The following is a 20,679-nucleotide window of genomic DNA, read 5'->3' as shown; positions in this document are numbered from 1 at the left end:
TATGCTGCCCCGGCTGCTGGCACAGCGGGGCCATCTGGTGGAGCGCGTTTATTGAGCGCCGCTCGTCCGGCCTGGCGCGGCTGTTCAGTGCTTGATCATGCCGTCGGACAGGTTGACCCGGTCTCCGCTGCGGAAATCCGGCGTGGTTTCCTGGGTGATCACCTGGGTGCTGCCATCGTCCATGCGCAGGGTCACGCGGTAGACGCGCTCGGACGAGGAACTGCCGGTGGTGCCGCTGCTGCCGCTGCCGCCCACTGCCGCCGCGCCGACCGAACCCGCGCCCGCCATGCCGCTGGCCGTGCGCGGCACGACTTCGACCGCCATCACGGTGGCGTTCGGGCTCGAGCTCGCCGCCGTGGACGAACCCGCCGCCGAGGCGCCCATGGAACCCTGGCCGGTGGTGGCGCTCGCGGTGCCGCCGCCACCCTCATAGCCGCTGCTGGAGGTGCCGCTGCCCGAGGTGCCCGAGCTGCCCGAGCTGCCGGTGCCGCCGCCCCAGCCGGCCGATCCGCTGCTGCCGGTGCCGGCGCCGGTGCCGGACATGCCGCCGCTGCCGCCGCTGCTGGTGGAGCTGCCGCTTTCCATGCTGCCCTTGTCGCCCTGCATGGATTTACACGCGGACAGCCCGAAAGCCAGCGTCAGCAAGCCCGCCAGGAGTACGCTCTGGTGTTTTAGCTTCATGATCAACTCCTTCTGATGGGATGGATAGGTCAGGTAGGTGCGCGATGATATCGCGTGCCACTCGAATAAGAGGCGCGTTTGGGAGCGACGTTCCAGCTGACTCGGGTTGGGCATGAGCCACGTCAAGGACGTCGAGGGATAGTGGAATTCGGCGTGGCGTGCGACTCAGCGTTTCGTTGCCAGGACCGATTTCGGCAGCACGGCGCATAACAGTAGGACCGTCAGGATGGCGGCAGTGCAATCGACTTCCCAATCATGCACGTTGGCRCCGCGATAGGGAAAGAAACTCTGGATGAATTCGTCGCCGGCGCCCATCAGGGCGACCGCCAGCACGGCCTTGACGGCGCGCGCGGCCGGGCTGCCGGTGCTGCCGAGGAAGCACAGGCCGGCCAGGATGGCATACGCGGTCGAATGCAGCACGACGCCGGACGCAAGCTGGCCGATGTCGGCGCGCGCACCAGGAATATTGCCGGTCACCACGATTGCCAGGTACATCAGAACGGCGCAGGCAAGGCAGGCGTAGCGCAGGCGAGGGTGGAGCAGCAACTGGGACRGCATGGCGTTCATGGCAAGGAACAACTGGTATCAGGAAAACGCACACCTTACCATGACGCCTGCGAGAACGTCCGCACGACCGCTGCGCCTTGCCATGGGTGAAACGGTATCAGGAAGGCTTGGCCCCTGGCCTCGGCGAACCGTGTTACGGAACGTCGGCCAAGGGCGGGACCGCGTCAGATCGTGAGCGCGGGTGTCCCGTTGGGGTAATGTGCGTCGAAGCAGCTTTCGCATTCGGCGCAGAAAAGATGGGCGACGCGTACGGTTTGCTGTCGCAGGACGAGCTTGAGCTGGTGTGTCCGGCATTTCGGGCAGATCTCGCGGACGCTGCCGAAGGTCAGTACGTGAAGAGGCTGTTCTTCATCGTCGAGGTGGTCGATGACCATGCGCGGGTTGAGTTCGCTGAGGACCAGGTAGTCGTCGGCGAAGTGCTGTCGCCGGCGCGATGGCTGGGATTGCTGCTGCTGGGGTGGGGACATCGCTTCAGGTAAAGTCATAGGACTGGCTCCATGAAAAAACGCAAGCGCGAAATTCATGATAGCGAAATCCCTGACTGGTTCAAGCATTGCGGGACATTTTTATTTGTTGCGTTGCATTCTCGACATTAATCATACGGAACAAAAAAAAATGCCCGCCAACGGAGGACGGGCACAACCCAAGATCAGGGCCAAGAGACGCGGAATTCGGTGCGGCGCACCGCTTTGCGGTACGCCTTTCTGCGATCACGCGTATCGGTTGCGTGTATGCAGATGAACCCAGTATAAGAGGCGAATGTGACCCGGACATGACACGCCTCAAGCAATCGTCGGCTGGCTGAGAACCAACTCGGTTGAGATCGGTCTATTGATAATCCCCGAACGAAACCCAGGCGACAGATAAAAAAAAAGCCCGCTTCATCGGCGGGCTTCAAACTATTTTCTTGGAGGAGAATAGTGGAGACAGGTGAGATTATGTTGCGGCGCGATATATATGTCCAATTTTGTTTATGGATATGTGATATTCACGTAAATGATAATTGATGGGCTCACCCTGGTCCGCTTCATTCCTTTACCGGTACCGTGTAATTCAGCGCCATCCTGCCGCCGTCCGCGTACAAAGTCTGGCCGGTGATATACGAGGCGTCGTCGCTGGCGAGGAAGGCCGCGATGCCGGCGATCTCCTCCGGCTCGCCGCAGCGGCCCAGCGGCGTGCGCGACAGGATCGTGTGGCGCGCTTCCGGGCTGCCCATCACGGCATTCTTCGCCAGTTCGGTCAGGATGGTGCCGGGGCCGATCGCATTCACGCGGATGCCGTGTTCGGCCAGGGCGATCGCCGCCACCCGGGTCAGCTGGTTCACGCCGCCTTTCGAGACGACATAGGGGATCTGGTTGGGGATGGTCAGCTCGGCGTTCACGCTCGACATATTGATGATGCAGCCGCGCTTGTCCGTGTCATTGCGCTTGACCATCTCGCGCGCCACCGCCTGGCTGCACAGGAACATCGACTTCAGGTTGACGCGCAGCACGCGGTCGAAGTCTTCCTCGGCCAGCTCGAGGAAATCGGCGGCGTGGGTGATGCCGGCATTGTTGACCAGGATGTCGACCTGGCCGAAGGCGGCCAGGGTCGCGGCCAGCATGGCGTCGACGTCGGATTTCTGGCTGACGTCGGCGCAAAAGAAGCGGGCATTGTCGCCGAGCGCTTCGGCCGCCGCCGCGCCTTCCTGGCGCACGTCGACCAGCATCACGCGCGCGCCTTCGCGCACCAGGCGTTCGGCGCAGGCATATCCGATTCCCCGGCTGGCTCCGGTGACGATGGCGACTTTCTGGGCAAGTTTCATGGCTGGCTTTCCTGGGTGGCTGAAAATGCCATTGTACCGGGCGGCCTGAGCCTCGACGCTACAGCATCAGCGGCTTGTCGGGCAATTCGTTAGGCCGCGCGCCGTTCGCCGGGAAGTGCTGGCGCAGCAGCGCATTGACCTGGCCGACGGCATCCAGCGTAGCCTCGTGAAAGCGTCCCTGGGCGAAGCCCGCCGTCATCGTGCGGCAGACCGCCTGCCAGGTGGCCGGCTCGATCCGGCGGTCGATGCCGCGGTCGGCCACGATGTCGACCTTGTGGTCGGCCAGGTTGACGTAGATGAGGACGCCGCAATTCTCCTCGGTATCCCAGATGCCGTAGTCGGCGAACAGGGCCAGCGCGCGCTGGCGGTTCGTCACGTCGGCCCAGACCGCCGCCAGCGGCAGGGATTTCTCGACGATCAGCCGGACTTCGCCGCGGTGGGTCCGCTCGCCGGCCGTGATCGCCTCGGCGATGGCCGTCAGCGTGTCAGGCGGGAAGATGCGCGCCGCCTCGGTCCTGGTGCTGAGCAGGTGGCGCAGGGCGCGGCGCAGGCGGCCGGGTTGATGTTGTGGCGCGTCCATCACCAGTCTCCCGAGGCGCCGCCGCCGTCGAAGGTCCCGCCGCCGCCGGAAAAGCCGCCGCCCGAAAAGCCGCTGTCGGAAAAGCCGCCGCTGCCCGAGAAGCCGCCACCACCGCGCCGCTGGTTTTCCAAATTGCTGAGAATATTGCCGAGGACGAAGCCGGCCGCGCCGCTGTTCCAGCCATTGTTCCAGCCTCCGCCGGGACCCGGCTGCACGAAGCGGCCGCGGCGCCGGCCGAACAGCGAGCGCAGGACCACCATCCCGATGACGATGAAGAAGATGCTCATCACGATGCCGGGGCCGTCGACGCCGTCCTCGGCCTGCTGCTGCGCCTGCCCCTGCTGGGCCTGTGGCGCAGGGAATTTTTCCTGGTTCAGCAGTGCGGAGATGGCGCCCACCCCGGCGACCAGGCCGCCGTAGTAATCGTTCTGGCGGAAGTGGGGCGCGATGGTGTCCTGCAGGATGCGCTTGGACTGGGCATCGGTCAGCACGCCCTGCACGCCGCGCCCGGCCTCGATGCGCAGGCGCCGCAGCGAGGAGGGGTTGTCGCGCGCGACCAGCAGCAGCACGCCGTCGTCAACGCCCTTGCGGCCCAGCTTCCAGGCGTCGGTGACGCGGATGCCGTACTGCTCGATGGCCTCGGGTTCGGTCGACTTCACCAGCAGCACCGCGATCTGGCTGCCGGTCTGGGTCTCGTAGTCGGCCAGCACGCGTTCCAGGTTCTGGCGCTGCTCGGCCGTCAGCATCCCGGCCTGGTCGGTGACGCGCGCCGCCAGCGGCGGCACCGGCTTGAGCTGTGCGTGGGCCTGCCCGGCGAGCAGCAGGGCGAAGGCGAGGGCAAGGCCCTGGAACAGGCGCAGCACCGGGTTCATCGCGACGCTCCCGTCACTTGCCGAAGTCGACCTTCGGCGCCGTCGAGATCGAGCGCTCGTTCTCGACGGTGAAGGAAGGCTTGGGCTGGTAGCCGAACATCTTGGCCGTCAGGTTGGTCGGGAAGCTGCGCGCCAGCACGTTGTACTCCTGGACCGAGGCGATGTAGCGCTGGCGTGCCACGGTGATGCGGTTCTCGGTGCCCTCCAGCTGCGACTGCAGGTCGCGGAACTGGGTGTCGGCCTTCAGGTTCGGGTAGTTCTCGGACACTGCCATCAGGCGCGACAACGCGCTGCTCAGTTCGCCCTGCACCTGCTGGAATTTCTGGAAGGCTTCCGGATTGTTCAGCACTTCCGGGGTGATCTGGAAGCTGGTGGCGGCGGCGCGCGCCCGGGTGACGGCTTCCAGCGTATCCTTCTCGTGCGAGGCATAGCCCTTGACCGTGTTGACCAGGTTCGGAATCAGGTCGGCGCGCCGCTGGTACTGGTTGACGACCTCGCTCCAGGCCGCCTTGGTCGCCTCGTCCTTGGTCTGGAATTCGTTATAGCCGCAGCCCGACAGTGCGGAACCGGCCAGGACCGCGGCCAGCAGCATGCCGGCCAGGCGCGTGAACAGGGAAGGCGTCATAGAGGTGGGCTTGTTCGTCTTTTGCATCGTCGGGTATCCATCGCCAGTTGTCGAATAATAAAAATATACCCGAATTGGCCATGCTGTGGCGTCCTGCCCATATGCAGGGTCGGCAGCGCGGGCGCGGCGCGGTACAATAGTGGGTTTGCAACAAGAGACAAGGGCCTGCCATGAACTTCATCGACAAGCTGAATGCCGCCTGGCGCAGCAACGATTCCCTGCTGTGCGTCGGACTCGATCCCGACCTCGAGCGCTTGCCAGAACAGATGCGCGACCGGCCGGACGGCATCGCCGAATTCTGCAAGGCCATCATCGACGCGACCGCCGACCTGGCCTGCGCCTTCAAGCCGCAGATCGCCTATTTCGCCGCCCTCGGCGCCGAAGACCAGCTCGAAACGGTCTGCCATTACCTGAAACAGCGTTATCCGCACATCCCCCTGATCCTGGACGCCAAGCGCGGCGACATCGGCGCCACCGCGCGCCAGTACGCGCGCGAAGCCTTCGACCGTTACGGCGCCGATGCCGTCACCGTCAGCCCCTACATGGGCTTCGACTCGGTCGAACCGTATATGGAGTGGCCGGACCGCGGCGTGATCGTCCTGTGCCGGACCTCGAACGCGGGCGGCTCCGACCTGCAGTTCCTCGACGTCGGCGGACGCCCGCTGTACCAGCACGTGGCCCAGCTGGTGGCGGACAAGTGGAACCGGCATGGACAGTGCGCGCTGGTGGTCGGCGCCACCTTCCCGCAGGAGCTGGCCCAGGTGCGCGCCCTGGTGGGCGACATGCCGCTGCTGGTGCCGGGCATCGGCGCCCAGGGCGGCGACATCGAGGCGACCGTGAAATCAGGCCGCACGGCCGATGGCGCCGGCATGATGATCAATTCCTCGCGCGCCATCCTGTACGCGCAGCCGCAGGGCAATGAAGATTTCGCCGCCGCGGCGCGCCGCGTGGCGATGGAGACGCGCGACGCGATCAACCAGTATCGCGCGTAACCGACCTTGGCGTGGGCACACCGTGCCCACGCGTAACAATCAATACCGCTGTGGCGCAATCGACTCCGCGTAATCGTAGAGCGCCCCCAGAATCTCCTCGGCACGCTCATCCGCCGTCTCCGACAGCGCATCGATCTCGGCGAACAGCTGCTCGATGGTGCGCGCCCCGCCCAGGCCGTCGAACAGCCGCGCCGCGCGGTGCGCTTCCCAGCTTTCCAGCTCATGCTCCTGCAGCGTGTGCGGGAAGTTGCGGCAGCGGTAGCGGAACAGCAGTTGGGCCAGCCTTTCGTCCTCGAAGCTGGGCTGGCGCTGGGCCAGGCGTGCCGGCTGCTCGATGCGCAGCGCTTCCAGCTGGCGGCGGTCGCCCTGCGAGACGAAGCCGCCGTACAGGTCTTCGTCGACATCGACACCGGCACCCGGCTCGGCGCCAGGGCGCTGGAACACCTTCTGCCATACCGCGCTCATGTCCGGCCCGCCGGCCGCGATGCGCGCGTGCGCCAGGCATTGTTCGACGTCCAGCTCCCACTTCGCCGCCAGCACCGGGTTGAGGGTCTTGAGGTTCCCGACCAGCATCGGCGATTTATTCAGGTGCACACTCTTGATCGGCAGCCGGGAGACGCCCTCGGGCATCTCGGCGGCGCGCGTGAACAGGCGCTCGCGGATCGTGTCCACGCTCAGGGCGAACAGCTCGGAGGGGTCGTGGCGGCAATCCCAGACCAGCACTTCGTTCTTGTTGGTCGGGTGGGAAGCCAGCGGCCACACCAGGCCCAGGCAGCCGCGCTCGGCCGGGAACATGCCGGACACGTGCAGGACGGGGAGGCGCTGGCTGCGCTCCAGGTGCAGGCCCATCTCGCCGGCCACCTTGTCCTTGCGGCGCAGTTCCAGGCAGAAGTCGAACAGCTTCGGCTGCTTGCTGCGGATCAGGCGCGCCATCGCGATGGTGGCGCGCACGTCGGACAGGGCATCGTGCGCGGCCTCGTGCGCCAGGCCGTTGGCGCGGGTCAGGTCTTCGAGGCGGAAGCTGGGCTTGCCGTCTTCGCGCATCGGCCACTGGATGCCGTCCGGGCGCAGCGCATAGGTCATGCGCACCACGTCCAGCAGGTCCCAGCGGCCGCAGCCGTTCTGCCATTCGCGCGCATACGGGTCGATCATGTTGCGCCAGAAAAGGAAGCGCGTGACCTCGTCGTCGAAGCGGATGGTGTTGTAGCCGACCCCGACCGTCCCCGGCTCGCTGAAGGCTTCGCAGATCTGCCGCGCGAACTCGTGCTCCGGCATGCCATGCTCCAGGCAGTGCTGGGGGGTGATGCCGGTGATCAGGCAGGCCTGGGGATCCGGCAGGTAGTCGGGCGCCGGCTGGCAGTAGATCATGACGGGCTCGCCGATCTCGTTCAGCTCGGCGTCCGTGCGGATCGCGGCAAACTGGGCCGGGCGATCGCGACGCGGCACCGCGCCGAAGGTTTCGTAGTCGTGCCAGAGGAAGGTGTGGTTGCTCACGGGGTTACTCATGAATTGCGACGGGCCATTCTAACTTGCCGGCCTGCTCATCTCCAGTCGGGAAGCAAGATCCGGCACGGAACCTTCAGATGTGAATGCGGTCGCGTCCGGCCTGCTTGGCGCGGTAGAGGGCCGCGTCGGCCGCTTCGACCAGGCTGCGCTCGTCCTGTTCGGGACCCAGGCTGGCGACGCCGAAGGAACCGGTGATGTGGGGCAGGGCGATGCGCATGTCGTCGAACACCACCGCCTCGCGCATGCGCCCGCACAGGCGCTCGGCCACCATCACCGCCAGGGTGCGGTTGGTGTTCGGCAGGATCGCCATCAGCTCCTCGCCGCCGTAGCGCACCGCAAAGTCGGACGGCCGCAGGGCGCTGCGGATCGCGGCGGCGGCGGTGGCGAGGGCGGTATCGCCGGCCATGTGGCCATGGGTATCGTTGAAGCGCTTGAAGTGGTCGAGGTCGATCATCACCAGCGACAGCGGGGTGCCGTCCATGCGGCTGCGGGCGACCAGCTTGGGCAGCATGTCGTTCAGCCAGGCGCGGTTGTACAGCCCGGTCAGGCCGTCGTTCATCGACAGCTGGCGGTAGAACTCGCCCAGCTTCTGGCGCCGCCGCAGCAGGGCGTTGGCGGCGCGGATGCGGAAGGACAGCATGCGCAGCAGGTTGCGGGCGACGCCGTTGGCTTCGTCGATCAGGCGCCACACCATGTCGGGTTCGATCACCAGCAGTTCGCTGTCTTCCAGCGCCGTGATGGCGTCGAGGTTGGCGGCATCGTCCAGCACCGACTGCTCGCCCACGCTTTCGCCGGGCAGGATGCGCTGGATCTCGCCTTCGCCGGCGGCGGTGGCCGGCTGCACGCCGAGCGAGCCCGACAGCACAACGTAGAGGCGGGCGCGCAGCCCGTCCTCGACCGGTTCACCCTTGCTGACGCCGACCACCGGGCAGGCGGCCAGCAGCGTCGCCACCGCCGGGGTGTCGGCGTCGCGGAACAGCTGCAGGTCGCGGATCGCGTAGCGGGATGCGCCGAAGGTGCCGGTGAGGTTCAATGGTAGCCCGGGTCGATGAAGAATATTGACAAGCTCGAAATCATAACCCATTGCAACAACTACGCCGAGACTTGGCGCCGGATAAACAACAGTGTTCCAATAGAGGGATGAATCCATCGAATCCTCTTGTCGACGCACTCGGGCAGCGTCACGACCCCGCGCCGGATGCCCGCATCGTCTGCCTGGTGCCTTCGATTACCGAACTGCTGTGCGAGCTGGGCCTGGCCGGCAAGCTGGCCGGGCGCACCGGCTTCTGCATTCATCCCCGCGACGTGGTCGCCGCGATCCCCAAGGTCGGCGGCACCAAGGACGTCAACATCGAGAAGATCCGCAAGCTGGCGCCGACCCACGTGGTGGTCAACATCGACGAGARCGAGAAGCCGACCGTGGAGCGGCTGGCGGAATTCGTGCCGCACGTGGTGGTCACGCATCCGAATGCGCCGCGCGACAACCTGGCGCTGGCGCGCCTGATGGGCGGGATCTTCGGTGCGAGCGACGCGGCGGAGCGCTGGTGCGCCGGCTTCGAAGCCGAATACGCATCCCTGAAGCGGCTTCCTCCCGGACCGGCGCGCACGGTGCTGTACTGCATCTGGCAGGATCCGTGGATGACGGTTTCGAAGGAGACCTATATCGCCAGCATGCTGGCCGAACTGGGCTGGCAGGTGCCGGCGCTGGGGCAGGGCGAGCGCTATCCGCGTTTCGACTGGTCGCAGGGATTGGTGGACGGGCTCGATGCGGTGCTGCTGTCGACCGAGCCCTATCGCTTCACCGAAGAGCATGCCGATGCGCTGGAAAAGCAGATCGGCATTCCGGTGTTCCTGGTCGACGGCGAAATGATGTCGTGGTACGGCAGCCGCGCCCTCGAAGGCCTGCGATACCTTGGAAGCCTCAGGGCGCTGGTGGATGGAACTTACTGATTGTCGGTGAGGCCCTTGTAGGACTCGATGGGAACCTCGGGATCCAGYGGGACGGCATCGCGCTTGTTCTTGTCGTTGAGGCGGCCCATTGCGCTGTCCAGTGCGCGCTTCAGTTTGCCGGCCGCGCCCGAGATCGACAGGTGCAGGTCGGCGGCGTGGGCGTGCACGACCACCGGATCGTAGCCGGCCACGCGCGCTTCCATCATGCAGTAATTGTCGCCATCTTCGTGTTTCTGGCCGTTCTGGTTGCTCAGGTGGACATCCACGCGGCGGACCTGCTCGAAACGGCCGACGCTCGATTCGACGAGGTCGCGCACGCGTTCGTCGAGACCCTGGTGGCGGTCGATGGTGTTGTCGGTATTAACGTTGATTTCCATAAATCACTCCAATAGTTGACACTGTTGAAACGATCTTACACCGTCCCCGGAATGTGCCGCGCCCAGATGGACGCGCTCAGCTGTTCACGAGGCTGGCCGCGATGTTCACCGACAGGCCCAGGATCAGCACGTTGAAGAAGAAGGCCAGCACCGAATGGCCGAGCACCAGCTTGCGCATCGGGCGCGTCATCACCGAGACGTCCGAGGTCTGGACCGCGACCGCGATCGTGAACGAGAAGTACAGGAAGTCCCAGTAATCCGGTTCCAGCCCCTCGTCCGGGAAGCGCAGCGGCCGCTTGCCGGCGGGCGCGCGGTAGTAGAGGTGGGCGTAGTGCAGGCAGAACAGGACGCCGACCAGCAGCCAGGAACCGATCACCGTGAAGGCGGTGAAGGCGTAGTGCATGGCGATCTTGTTGGCGGGCAGGTGGTCCATGTGCGCCAGTTCGGAGATGATGGCGTACAGGCTCAGCATGGCGCCGACGACCAGCGAGAACAGCACGGTGCCGGCGCTCTCGTCATCCCTGCTCGCGATCCTGCGGACCTTGTCGTGGTCGGCCCGCAGCATCATCCACCCCATCCCCAGCAGGTAGGACCAGACCCCCGTATTCCAGCCGAGCAGGGCGCGCCGCAGCCAGGGATGGGACTCCGGCCACAGCAGGCCGACGGCGGCGCCGAGCGCGATCGCCAGCGTCAGGTGCGGCCGGTTGTGGATGAGGTGGCGGAGGAAGCTCTTGTCCATCATCCGGCTTTCTGTGCGGCGACTTCCGCCTCATGGTGGGGGAAGCGGTCCATGCGCGACAGCACCGGGAACAGCTTCATCCAGGTGCCGGTGACCACCAGCGTGGCGGCGCCGCCGAACAGGATCGCCCGCACCAGGCCGAACCAGCTGGCGGTCAGGCCCGATTCGAATTCGCCCAGCTCGTTCGAGGCGCCGATGAAGACGGAGTTGACGGCGCTGACGCGGCCGCGGATCTCGTCCGGCGTCTCGTACTGCACCAGCAGGTGGCGGATGTAGACGCTGACCATGTCGCCGACGCCGAGCAGGAACAAAGCGACCAGGGCGACGCCGAAGCTGTGGACCAGGCCCATGGTGACGGTGGCGGCGCCGAACAGGGCGACCCCGCCGAACATCCAGGCGCCGACCCTGCGCGTGATCGGCCAGAAGGCCAGCGCGATCGAACACAGGGCCGCGCCGGCGCCGGGCGCGGTGCGCAGCAGGCCCAGGCTGGTGGGGCCGGCGGCAAGCACGTCGTGGGCATAGGCCGGCAGCAGGGCGGTGGCGCCGCCGAACAGCACCGCGAACAGGTCGAGCGAGATCGCGCCCAGCACGATCGGGCGGCTCCACACGAAGCGCAGGCCCTCGAGCAGGGTATGCCAGCTGACCGGGGCTCGGGTTCTGGCCTGCGGCGCGCTCTCGGTGCCTTTCATCAGCAGCACCGACACCGCCAGCAGGGTGCTCGACACCGCATACACGACGTTCGGCCCGAACACGTACAGCAGGCCGCCCAGCACCGGGCCGAGGATGATCGCGACCTGCATGTTCGAGGAGCTCAGCGCGACCGCCTGCGAGAACTCCTGGGTCGACACCAGGTTGCGCAGCACGGCCTGCTGGGCCGGCATCATGAAGGCGCGCGCGCTGCCGTACAGCACCAGCACCGCATACACCGGCCACACGACGGTGCTGCCGGACAGGGTGAACAGCACCAGCAGCAGGCTGCACAGCAGCTGGGTGCCCAGGCACCACAGGACGATGGTGCGGCGGTTATGGGTATCGGCGACGTGGCCGGCCCACAGGATCAACACCAGGAAGGGCGCGAACTGGGCCAGGCCGATCAGGCCGAGGTCGAACAGGCTGTGGGTGATCTGGTACACCTGCCAGCCGATGGCCACGCTCTGCATCTGGACCGCGAGCGTGCCCAGGAAGCGGGCGGAAAGATAGAAGGCGAGATTACGGTTGCGCAGGACGCCGAGGCGGCCCGAGGGGGAAATCAGTGACATAAAGTGGAATGAGATGGTGGCAGGAATGCCAACGCTCATTGTGCCTGATGTCGGGATCGTGCGCAGTCATTACGGCCGCGCGCGGCCGCAATGACCTAGGGTGGGCACGGGTTCCCGCCATCGCGGGAACGACGGGCCGTCTACTTCTTGAACCGCAACGCAAACTTGTCGTCCGGCGTCTCCATCTTGAAGAAAGGCTGCTCGCGCGGATCCGAGGCCACGTGCAGGTAGTCGCTGCGCGTATCGAGCTTGAAGCCGGCCCTGGTGACTTCCTGGACCACGGTGTCTTCGTCGATGCGGTGCAGGGTCTTGGTGGCCGTCAGGCCGGCGCCCTTCTTGGCCGCGTTGTCGATGATGACCAGCTCGCCGCCCGGTTTCAGCGCTTCGTACAGGCGCTTGTTCATCGCCGCGCGGTCGGTCGGGGTGTTGGCGATGTCGTGGTAGGACATGTTGATGGTGATGAGGTCCAGCGGCGGCGTGCCTTTCGGGACCGGATCGTTGAAATCCGCGACCACCGCGTGCAGGTTGGGCAGGGTCGAGCCGCCCACGCGTTCCTGCAGCTTGGGATTCGGCTTCGGGTTCTGGGCCCACACTTCGCCCTTCGGACCCACCGCCGCCGTCAGCAGGGACGCGGTGGAACCGCCGCCCGAGGCGATGTCGAGGGCCTTCATGCCGGGACGGACCCCGGCGAAGGCCAGGAACTCGGCCGGCTTGCGCTTGGCGTCGGTCTTGCGGTCGTCGTCGGTGCGGATCGGGCTGGCGATCGCGGCCTGGTAGCCGGAAGCGGCCGGCTGGTCGGCGGCGTGCACGAAGCCGCCGGCCAGCAGCGCGGCGGAGAGTGCGGAAAAGGCGAGGGCGGAGCGAAGCGGATTACGCATGGTTGGACCCTTCATCGAAGTTGAGAAAGCGCCTCAGGACTGCGCCAGGTCGGCCTCCGTGGTGAAGGCGTCGGCGTAGAATTCTTCGGCCGGCAGGCCGCACTGCGCCACGTAGTCGCGGCGCGCGGAGTCGACCATGATGGGCGCACCGCAAGCATACACCTGGTAGCCCGACAGGTCGGGAATATCCTGCATCACGGCGGCGTGCACGTAGCCGCTGCGGCCCGTCCACGCATCTTCCGGCAGGGCATCCGAGATCACCGGCACGTAGCGGAAGTGCGGCAGCTCGCGCGCCCACTGTTCGCACAGCTCGTGCATGTACAGGTCCTGCGGACGGCGGCCGCCCCAGTACAGGTGGACCGGGCGCTCCGACTTCAGGTGGATCATGTGCTCGACCAGGGCCTTGACCGGCGCGAAGCCGGTGCCCGAAGCCAGCAGCACGATCGGCTTGGCGGATTCCTCGCGCAAGAAGAAGGTGCCGAGCGGGCCTTCGAAGCGCAGGATGTCGCGCTCCTTCATGGTCGAGAACACGTGGTCGGTGAACAGGCCGCCCGGCAGATGGCGGACGTGCAGTTCCAGCGGACCGCTGAAGGATGGCGCATTGGCGATGCTGTAGGCGCGGCGCTTGCCGTCCTTCAGCATGAATTCGACGTACTGGCCGGCGCGGTAGGCGAGGGCTTCGTTGGCCGGCAGTTGCAGGCTGAGGATGGCCACGTCCGGCGCGGCGCGGCGGATCGCGGTCACGCGGGTCGGCATCTTGCGCACCGGGTAGTCGGTGCTGCCGCCGACTTCGCGCGCCTCGATCGTCACGTCGCCTTCGGGGACGACGCAGCACATCAGCGCATAGCCCTGCAGCTTTTCCTGTTCGGACAGGGCGCGCTGCTGGTGCGGCTTGTGGTGGATGGTCCCTTCGACGACCTTGCCCTTGCAGGAGCCGCAGGCGCCGTTCTTGCAGCCGTACGGCAGTCCGATGCCGGAGCGGATCGCCGCCGCGAGCACGGTTTCGTCCTGCTCGCATTCGTAGTGGTGGCCGCTGGGCTGAACGGTAATCTGGAACGTCATACAATCCTCGGAATGAATACTTTAAACAATATCAGGTTCAACAAGCCGCGCCTCCTGATCGTGGGCTGCGGCGATGTCGGCATGCGGCTGCTGCCGCTGGTCAGGGAGCGCTTTCGCGTGTTCGCCGTCACCAGCCAGCCGGCGCGCCGCGCCGAGCTGCGGGCCGCGGGGGCGGTTCCCATCGTGGCCGATCTCGACCGGCCGGAAACGCTGCGCCGCCTGGCGCGGCTCGCGCCATGGGTCGTGCACCTGGCGCCGCCGCCGCGGCAGGGCGCTCTGGACTTGCGCACACGAAATTTGACCGCCATTCTACCCGAGGGGACCCATGTCGTTTATATCAGCACCTCCGGCGTTTATGGCGACCGTGGCGGCGCCCTGATCGACGAGACCGCGCCGCGCGCCGCCCGCAACCCCCGCGCCCGGCGCCGCGTCGACGCCGAACAGGTGCTGCGCGCCTGGGCCGTCGGCACGGGCGGACAGGTGTCCATCCTGCGCGCCCCCGGCATCTATGCGGCGGAGCGCCTGCCGCTCGAGCGGCTGCGTCAGGGCACGCCCGCGCTGGCGGCGGCGGACGACGTCTACACCAACCACATCCACGCCGACGATCTCGCCCGCCTGGCCCTGCTGGCCCTGTTCCGCGCACGGCCCGGCCGCGCCTACAACGCCAGCGACGATACCCACATGAAGATGGGAGAGTACTTCGACCTGGTGGCCGACGCCTTCGGACTGCCGCGCCCGCCGCGCCTGCCGCGCGCAGAGCTGGAAAAGGCGGTCTCGCCGATGCTGCTGTCCTTCATGTCGGAGTCGCGCCGGCTCGACAACCGCCGCATCAGGCGCGAATTGCGGGCCCGGCTGCATCACCCGCGGGTCGAGGAGGCGGTGCTGGAAATGGCGAAATAAGGTGCTCTTAAGCAAAAGATAACTGGTCCGTGTATCATTCGGGGTAGCTGCCTCGCAGCCATATAAATACTACCTATACCCCAAAACTATCGGATTTTTCACGACCCTATAAGGGTTGTGAAGAATATCCCACGGATTGTTATTTTAGAAAGAAGACCATGCCCATCAGAAGGATACCGGAGGGTTCCATCTACGACCCGAACCGGGTTCTCGACGCCATCATCGGCAAACTCAGGCTCAAGAACGACGCCGCACTGTCGCGCGTGCTCGAAGTCGCACCGCCGGTGATCAGCAAGATCCGCCACAATACGCTGCCGATCGGCGCGACCATCCTGCTGCGCATGCACGAGGTATCCGATTTCAGCATCCGCGAACTGCGCGCGCTGATGGTGCGGGCCGGCAGCGAGTCCGACGCCGGGACCGCCGCGGCCTGAAACGCCGGAAGCCGGGCCGGCTCAAGAACCGGTCCCGGCGCAGATCCGGCGCGGAAGGCCGGATCAGGGTGATGTCATTGGTGGCAGGCTTCGGCTTGCAGCCTGTCGCGCGAGGGGCCTGCGCAGAAGGCGATCGCGCCGGAGACGTTCGTACCGATTCCTTTCAGCCTGTCGCGCGAGGGGCCCGCGCAGAAGGCGATCGCGCCGGAGACGTTCGTATCGCCTGCTTTCAGCCTGTCGCGCGAGGGGCCTGCGCAGAAGGCGATCGCGCCGGAGACGTTCGTACCGATTGCTTTCAGCCTGTCGCGCGAGGGTCCCGCGCAGAAGGCGATCGCGCCGGAGACGTTCGTACCGATTGCTTTCAGCCTGTCGCGCGAGGGGCCTGCGCAGAAGGCGGTCGCTTCGGCGGCTTCCACGGACGATCCCGGGTAGGCCTCGCCGAAGGTGGCTTCGTACAGGTCGCGCATGCGGTCGCCGCTGTCGAGGCGGAACTGTTCATCTTCTTCGCTGCCGTCCATGCCGACGTAGGGATAGTGGTGCAGGAAGTAGCCGAACACGCGCTCGCAGTCGGTGGCGTACTTCATGGTATCGAGGATGTGGTAGTGCCAGAACGTATCGACATCGGCCAGGGGCGACGTATCTTCTTCAGGATACAGCTTCATCAGGCACAGGAAGCGCCGGTATTCCTTTTCTACAGCGTTGACTTTCTCCAGGCTCCAGCCTTCTCCCGATTCGACGTGCATCAGCTTCATCTTGATCGGTTCCAGGTCGAGCTCGGTCACTGCTTTGAACAGGTCGTTGGCGTTCATGATCATCCTCAAATTTATTGACAGCATGTTTTGAACAGCTTCCCTTTTGTATTGTAATTCTATCCACTGCAACTGCTGAACTATTTACCAATTGTGCATGATGATTTTTAGCAACGTTTTCAGACTTCTTGATGTGCGTTGCATGTGATTAATGTAATTTAGGAAATAAGCTCAGGCTTTGATATTTGTTAAAGGTTTTTGTTTTTAATTTGACATTTATCAAAGGAAAGTGGTGTACTAAAGCGGGAACCGCTGTGCGCCGATCAGCGCAAGGCCGTGCGCGATGGCGAATAGCGAGCCAAGGCCTCTGGCGCAGAAGAAAGGGAAGAGGGCGATGAGCCGGCCTGCATCGKCGCCGGTTGCTTCAGATGACGGCCGAACCGGCGCCGTGCTCCTGATGTTCCTGCAGAAGATGTTCGGGTGCGTTCACGACCGGTGCCGAGACCGTCACCGTCGTGCCGCCGCCGGGCTTGCTGAACACGGAACAGGTGCCGCCGAGGATGATGACGCGTTCCTCGATCCCGACCAGGCCGAAGGACCCGGACTTGTGATGTCCGCCCGGCGGCAGGCCGCAACCGTTATCCCGCACCATGAGCGACAGCCAGCCGTCGTTCAGGCTCAGCTCGACCCAGACCCTGGTCGCGTTCGCATGGCGCACGACATTGGTCAGCGATTCCTGCAGGATGCGGAAAAATGCGGTTGCGCAGTGGTCGGGCAGGGCGATCTCTCCCTGCTCGTTGCGCAGTTCGCAGGGGATGCCGGTGCGCCGCTCGAACTGGTTGACCTGCCACTCGACGGCTGCCGACAGGCCGAGGTCGAGTACGGTTGGGCGCAGGTCGTTGATGATCTGGCGCACGCTCTTGATGATGGTATCGATCTGCTGCAGCGTCTCGCGCGCGCGTCCATACAGGTGGCGATGGCTTGCCTTGGTGCGGGCGGCCAGCATCTCGCCTTCGATGCGCAGCGCCAGCAGGTTCTGGCCGAGGTCGTCGTGGATCTCGCGCGCGATGCGTTTGCGTTCCAGCTCCTTGATCTGGTAGGCATGATCGGCAAGGCGGCGCAGCTTGTGGTGCGACAGCTGCAGCTTGTTCTGGCTCTCGCGCAGTTCGCTGGTCATCTCCTTCGCCAGTTCGAGAGCGGCGCGGCGCGACGACGTCAACGTCTGCACCAGTGCGAACAGCAGCATCGAACCGAGAAAGCCGAAGGCCATCATCAGGTTCGGATAATGGACGTCGAAGTCGGTGTACAGGGCGGACTTGGGCACGCTGAAGACGGTCGTCCATGGACGGCCGTTGAAATCCAGCGGCAAGGTCACCGTGAACCCATGGTTACTGGTGTCGAGCGGAGGACTGGGGAGGGTGAGGGTGCCGTAGCTGTCGTACAGCGTCATCTTGCGCCCCGGATCGTCGCCGACTTCGTCGTCCACATGGGGGCCGGTCTCGTACAGGGTCATTCTCAGGTTCGGCACCGAGATTTCGTCCATCACTCCTTTCAGCAGCTTGGTGACGCTGAAGGCAATCCCGATCGAGCCAAGGTAGGAGGCACGGCGATGGTCGACGGTGTCCCGCGGTGCGCCCATCCGGTAGACCGGCATGCGCATGCCGAGGTAGACATCGTTCGGACGGGACAGCACCGGGATCGGCGTACCGGAGGCCTGCACCGTACCTTCGTCCCGCTCCCGCGACAACATGTCGCCGAAATAGGGATTGCTCATCAGGTCATACCCGTACATGCCGGAAAGCTGCCCTTGCGGCTCGATATAGGCAACCGGAAGATAGGCTGGCCTGGGGGCGGGCGGTACGATGTCCAGTTGGGCGGCGCGTGCCCCGAGAGCGCTCTTTTCGGCGCGCAAACGGCGCACGAAGTCCTGGCGCTCGCTCGCGCGGACATACACGGCGAAATTGATGAAGTCGAGGGCAGGATAATCCCTTGCCAGGTTCAGGCCGTTCACGTAATCGTGGAACAGGCGCTGCGTCACGGTGTCGGCGCTCTGCAGGGTGCTGGCGCTGGCGCGCAGCAGGTCGGTATAGGACTTGATCCGGACTGCGATCACGCTCTGGGCATATTTGCAGTGGTTGAAAAAGCGCTGCTGGGCATCGCTCTCGATGGAACGCGCCGTGAATATATAGGCCAGGCCGCCGATCAGGGACGACAGCAGCAGGCCGGTCCAGAACGAGAACCGGGTGACCGAAAATGCGTCTCTCAGTACCCTCGACATCGGCTATCCCTGAATAGTAACCAACAGCAACTTACGGTCTTTGGAGGGAGGACGTACCTAGCTGTTCGACTAGTTGTGGCCGGGGCGAAAAAAAAGCCCGGCAGGAACCGGGCTTCGGCGGAGGCGGCGCGGGCGGCCGCCGGCGCAGGCGCTTACTTGCCCCAGCTATCCTTCAGCGTGGTCACGCGGTTGAACACCGGCTTGCCTGGCTGGGAATCGACGCGGTCGGCCACGAAGTAGCCGTGGCGCTCGAACTGGAAGCGCTGTTCGGCTTCGGCCGACTTCAGGCCCAGCTCCAGGTAGGCGGTGACGGTTTCCAGTGCGTTCGGGTTCAGCAGGTCCTTGAAGTCGCGTCCGCCGGCGTCCGGATTCGGATCGCTGAACAGGCGGTCGTACAGGCGCACCTCGGCCTCGAGCGCGTGGGCGGCGCTGACCCAGGTGATGTTGCCCTTGACCTTGTAGTTGTCGGCGCCCGGGGTGCCCGATTTCGAATCCTCGAAATAGTTCACGTGCACCGCGGTCACGTTGCCGTCCGCGTCCTTGTCGAAGCCGGTGCACTCGGCCACGAAGCCGTACTTCAGGCGCACGCGCGAACCCGGCTTGTCGGCGGTCGGCGGGGTGAAGCGGTGGTAGCCCTTGCTCGGCACTTCCATGAAGTCTTCCTGCTCGATCCACAGTTCCCTGGAGAACGGGAAGCTGCGCTGGCCCATGTCCGGATGGTGGGGGTGGACCGGGGCGCTGCACTCGACCGTTTCGCCTTCCGGGAAATTGTCGACGACCAGCTTCAGCGGACGCAGCACGGCGATCGCGCGCGGCGCCTTCGGATCGAGGTCGTCGCGCAGCGAACCTTCCAGCGTGCTCATGTCGATCCAGCCGTCGGCCTTGCTGACGCCGATGCGCTCGCAGAACAGCTGGATCGATTCCGGCGTGTAACCGCGGCGGCGCAGGCCGACAATGGTGGGCATGCGCGGATCGTCCCAACCGGTGACGATCTTCTCGTCGACCAGCTGGCGCAGCTTGCGCTTGGACATGACCACATAGGTCAGGTTCAGGCGCGAGAATTCGTACTGGCGCGGCACCGGGCGCTGGAAGAAGCCGCCCTCGGCCAGGGTCTCGACCAGCCAGTCGTAGAAGGGGCGGTGATCCTGGAATTCCAGGGTGCACAGCGAATGGGTGATGTTTTCCAGCGCATCCGAGATCGGGTGGGTGTAGTCATACATCGGATAGATGCACCACTTGTCGCCGGTGCGGTGGTGATGCGCGTGACGTATGCGATACAGCGCCGGGTCGCGGTTGGTCATGATGGGGGAAGACATCGCGTCTTCGCTCATCTTGGCGCGCAGGATGTGTTCGCCATCCTTGTACTTGCCGGCCTTCATGTCGCGGAAGAGCTGCAGCGATTCCTCGACCGGGCGGTTGCGGAAGGGCGAGTTGATGCCCGGCGTACCGAAGTTGCCGCGGTTGCGCGACATGTTCTCGGCGCTCTGGCTGTCGACGTAGGCATAGCCCTTCTGGATCAGGTACTCGGCCATCGCGTACAGCTGGTCGAAGTAGTCGCTGGCGTAGTGCAGGTGCTCCTGGCCGCCTTGCTCCCACGAAAAGCCCAGCCACTTGACGCTGTCCATGATGGTGTCGACGTATTCCTGGTCTTCCTTTTCCGGATTGGTGTCGTCGAAGCGCAGGTTGCAGCGGCCCTGGTAGTCGCGCGCCAGGCCGAAGTTCAGGCAGATCGACTTCGCGTGGCCCACGTGCAGGTAGCCGTTCGGCTCCGGCGGGAAGCGGGTGATCACGGAAGGCATGCCCTCGCGCTGATGGGTGCCTGCCGCCAGGTCGGATTCGACGATCGCGCGCACAAAATTCGACGACGGCGCAGGTGCCGCCGCCGCGGGGTTCTTCTCGTTGCTCATGAATTAGTTTTAGATGGGTAAGATTGCAGGCATTTTACCGTAGCTATGTGGTAAAGCGCACGGTTTGCCGGGAGGCCGCTGGGCATACTTGGGGATATTGTCTCCCGCCACAAGCCCATCACCGCGGCCAGTCCTGCCTGTCAAGATGGCGTTTTCTATAGGATAATCCCGGTTTGAGGTTTTTACGGGCATCAGCCGGAGAGTTCTAAGTGGAAAATTTATACGCGATCCTCGGCGTCGCGCCGAACGCGACGGACGACGAGATCAAGAAAGTCTACCGCTCGCTCGCGATGCGCTACCACCCGGACCGCAACCAGGCGCCGGGCGCGGAAGCGCGTTTCAAGGCCGTCACCAAGGCCTACGAGGTCCTGTCGGACCCGACCAGGCGCGCCGAATACAACCAGAGCGTCAACCACCGCATCGTGCTCGATGCCGAAGGCGAGGCCTTCGAATTGTGGCGTTCGGTGTTCGCGCTGCACGGCGTGAACCTTCCGCACTGAATGCGGGATTAACGAAAGA

At 65.0% G+C, this 20,679-nt stretch carries 22 protein-coding genes; 6 read left to right on the top strand and 16 right to left on the bottom strand.

Features of this window, described 5'->3' with window-relative positions:
• Positions 1 to 84 precede the first annotated feature (84 nt).
• Together AC1DIX_RS09345 and AC1DIX_RS09340 are read right to left on the bottom strand one after the other, a co-directional pair.
• Entirely contained in the window at positions 85 to 681 is a 597-nt protein-coding gene (locus tag AC1DIX_RS09345) for a hypothetical protein (protein WP_477323784.1), read from the bottom strand.
• 165 nt (positions 682 to 846) lie between these two features.
• Positions 847 to 1,239 (bottom strand): VanZ family protein, encoded by a 393-nt coding sequence (locus AC1DIX_RS09340; protein WP_477323782.1) that lies wholly within the window; start codon positions 1,237 to 1,239, stop codon positions 847 to 849.
• Between the two features lie 245 nt (positions 1,240 to 1,484).
• Here AC1DIX_RS09340 and AC1DIX_RS09335 point away from each other — a divergent pair, with 245 nt between their 5' ends.
• Positions 1,485 to 1,727: a hypothetical protein gene (locus AC1DIX_RS09335; protein WP_477323780.1), complete on the top strand. Its 243-nt coding sequence runs from the start codon at positions 1,485 to 1,487 to the stop codon at positions 1,725 to 1,727.
• Positions 1,728 to 2,275: 548 nt separating this feature from the next.
• On the opposite strand, the gene AC1DIX_RS09330 is transcribed toward AC1DIX_RS09335, so the two are convergent.
• The 4 genes from AC1DIX_RS09330 to AC1DIX_RS09315 are packed head-to-tail and all read right to left on the bottom strand — an operon-like array spanning position 2,276 to position 5,096.
• A complete protein-coding gene (locus tag AC1DIX_RS09330) occupies positions 2,276 to 3,052 on the bottom strand; it encodes an SDR family NAD(P)-dependent oxidoreductase (protein WP_477323778.1) in 777 nt (258 codons plus the stop codon).
• A gap of 58 nt (positions 3,053 to 3,110) precedes the next feature.
• The gene (locus AC1DIX_RS09325; protein ID WP_442122579.1) at positions 3,111 to 3,632 is read right to left on the bottom strand and encodes a TPM domain-containing protein; all 522 of its coding nucleotides are present in this window, start codon (positions 3,630 to 3,632) and stop codon (positions 3,111 to 3,113) included.
• Positions 3,632 to 4,504: a TPM domain-containing protein gene (locus AC1DIX_RS09320; protein ID WP_477323775.1), complete on the bottom strand. Its 873-nt coding sequence runs from the start codon at positions 4,502 to 4,504 to the stop codon at positions 3,632 to 3,634. The genes AC1DIX_RS09325 and AC1DIX_RS09320 overlap by 1 nt, the downstream gene beginning before the upstream one ends.
• Positions 4,505 to 4,517: 13 nt before the next feature.
• The gene (locus tag AC1DIX_RS09315; protein ID WP_442122623.1) at positions 4,518 to 5,096 is read right to left on the bottom strand and encodes a LemA family protein; all 579 of its coding nucleotides are present in this window, start codon (positions 5,094 to 5,096) and stop codon (positions 4,518 to 4,520) included.
• Positions 5,097 to 5,299: 203 nt separating this feature from the next.
• On the opposite strand from AC1DIX_RS09315, the gene pyrF reads away from it, so the two are divergent.
• Positions 5,300 to 6,121 carry an orotidine-5'-phosphate decarboxylase gene (gene pyrF, locus AC1DIX_RS09310; protein ID WP_477323771.1) on the top strand — a complete coding sequence of 274 codons (822 nt, stop codon included), beginning with the start codon at positions 5,300 to 5,302 and terminating at the stop codon, positions 6,119 to 6,121.
• Positions 6,122 to 6,160: 39 nt separating this feature from the next.
• Here pyrF and sbcB read toward each other — a convergent pair whose 3' ends face one another.
• Both sbcB and AC1DIX_RS09300 read right to left on the bottom strand, forming a co-directional pair.
• A complete protein-coding gene (sbcB, locus tag AC1DIX_RS09305; RefSeq protein WP_477323767.1) occupies positions 6,161 to 7,615 on the bottom strand; it encodes an exodeoxyribonuclease I in 1,455 nt (484 codons plus the stop codon).
• 85 nt (positions 7,616 to 7,700) lie between these two features.
• The gene (locus AC1DIX_RS09300) at positions 7,701 to 8,660 is read right to left on the bottom strand and encodes a GGDEF domain-containing protein (RefSeq protein ID WP_477323763.1); all 960 of its coding nucleotides are present in this window, start codon (positions 8,658 to 8,660) and stop codon (positions 7,701 to 7,703) included.
• 107 nt (positions 8,661 to 8,767) lie between these two features.
• On the opposite strand from AC1DIX_RS09300, the gene AC1DIX_RS09295 reads away from it, so the two are divergent.
• Positions 8,768 to 9,577: a helical backbone metal receptor gene (locus AC1DIX_RS09295; protein ID WP_477323759.1), complete on the top strand. Its 810-nt coding sequence runs from the start codon at positions 8,768 to 8,770 to the stop codon at positions 9,575 to 9,577.
• On the opposite strand, the gene AC1DIX_RS09290 is transcribed toward AC1DIX_RS09295, so the two are convergent.
• From AC1DIX_RS09290 to AC1DIX_RS09270, 5 genes are all read right to left on the bottom strand, one after another.
• Positions 9,571 to 9,954: an HPF/RaiA family ribosome-associated protein gene (locus AC1DIX_RS09290; RefSeq protein ID WP_477249685.1), complete on the bottom strand. Its 384-nt coding sequence runs from the start codon at positions 9,952 to 9,954 to the stop codon at positions 9,571 to 9,573. The two genes, AC1DIX_RS09295 and AC1DIX_RS09290, sit on opposite strands and share 7 nt — an antisense overlap.
• 76 nt (positions 9,955 to 10,030) lie before the next feature.
• Complete coding sequence (locus AC1DIX_RS09285) at positions 10,031 to 10,696, bottom strand: DUF1345 domain-containing protein (protein ID WP_477323755.1); 666 nt, start codon at positions 10,694 to 10,696, stop codon at positions 10,031 to 10,033.
• Positions 10,693 to 11,952 (bottom strand): MFS transporter, encoded by a 1,260-nt coding sequence (locus AC1DIX_RS09280; RefSeq protein ID WP_477323751.1) that lies wholly within the window; start codon positions 11,950 to 11,952, stop codon positions 10,693 to 10,695. Before AC1DIX_RS09280 ends, AC1DIX_RS09285 begins: the two co-directional genes overlap by 4 nt.
• 140 nt (positions 11,953 to 12,092) lie before the next feature.
• Entirely contained in the window at positions 12,093 to 12,830 is a 738-nt protein-coding gene (locus AC1DIX_RS09275) for a class I SAM-dependent methyltransferase (protein WP_442122588.1), read from the bottom strand.
• 33 nt (positions 12,831 to 12,863) lie between these two features.
• Entirely contained in the window at positions 12,864 to 13,892 is a 1,029-nt protein-coding gene (locus AC1DIX_RS09270; protein WP_477323749.1) for a CDP-6-deoxy-delta-3,4-glucoseen reductase, read from the bottom strand.
• A 12-nt stretch (positions 13,893 to 13,904) separates the two neighbouring features.
• Between AC1DIX_RS09270 and AC1DIX_RS09265 the strand changes: the two genes are divergently transcribed.
• Both AC1DIX_RS09265 and AC1DIX_RS09260 read left to right on the top strand, forming a co-directional pair.
• On the top strand, positions 13,905 to 14,792 hold the full coding sequence (locus AC1DIX_RS09265) for an NAD-dependent epimerase/dehydratase family protein (RefSeq protein ID WP_477323747.1): 888 nt from the start codon (positions 13,905 to 13,907) through the stop codon (positions 14,790 to 14,792).
• Between the two features lie 158 nt (positions 14,793 to 14,950).
• Positions 14,951 to 15,226: a hypothetical protein gene (locus AC1DIX_RS09260; protein ID WP_477323745.1), complete on the top strand. Its 276-nt coding sequence runs from the start codon at positions 14,951 to 14,953 to the stop codon at positions 15,224 to 15,226.
• A gap of 74 nt (positions 15,227 to 15,300) precedes the next feature.
• On the opposite strand, the gene AC1DIX_RS09255 is transcribed toward AC1DIX_RS09260, so the two are convergent.
• The 3 genes from AC1DIX_RS09255 to AC1DIX_RS09245 all read right to left on the bottom strand — a co-directional run bounded on the left by AC1DIX_RS09255 (position 15,301) and on the right by AC1DIX_RS09245 (position 20,160).
• On the bottom strand, positions 15,301 to 16,035 hold the full coding sequence (locus tag AC1DIX_RS09255; RefSeq protein ID WP_477323743.1) for a glycine-rich domain-containing protein: 735 nt from the start codon (positions 16,033 to 16,035) through the stop codon (positions 15,301 to 15,303).
• A 364-nt stretch (positions 16,036 to 16,399) separates the two neighbouring features.
• Complete coding sequence (locus AC1DIX_RS09250; protein ID WP_477323741.1) at positions 16,400 to 18,253, bottom strand: sensor histidine kinase; 1,854 nt, start codon at positions 18,251 to 18,253, stop codon at positions 16,400 to 16,402.
• A gap of 152 nt (positions 18,254 to 18,405) precedes the next feature.
• Positions 18,406 to 20,160 carry a glutamine--tRNA ligase/YqeY domain fusion protein gene (locus AC1DIX_RS09245; protein ID WP_477323739.1) on the bottom strand — a complete coding sequence of 585 codons (1,755 nt, stop codon included), beginning with the start codon at positions 20,158 to 20,160 and terminating at the stop codon, positions 18,406 to 18,408.
• 209 nt (positions 20,161 to 20,369) lie between these two features.
• On the opposite strand from AC1DIX_RS09245, the gene AC1DIX_RS09240 reads away from it, so the two are divergent.
• The gene (locus tag AC1DIX_RS09240; RefSeq protein WP_442122595.1) at positions 20,370 to 20,660 is read left to right on the top strand and encodes a DnaJ domain-containing protein; all 291 of its coding nucleotides are present in this window, start codon (positions 20,370 to 20,372) and stop codon (positions 20,658 to 20,660) included.
• Positions 20,661 to 20,679: the final 19 nt, after the last annotated feature.

The sequence above is a fragment of the Massilia sp. 05N420 genome (assembly GCF_056397205.1).
The sequence above is the reverse complement of the archived record's forward strand: the minus strand, read 5'-3'. Positions and strand labels throughout refer to the sequence as shown.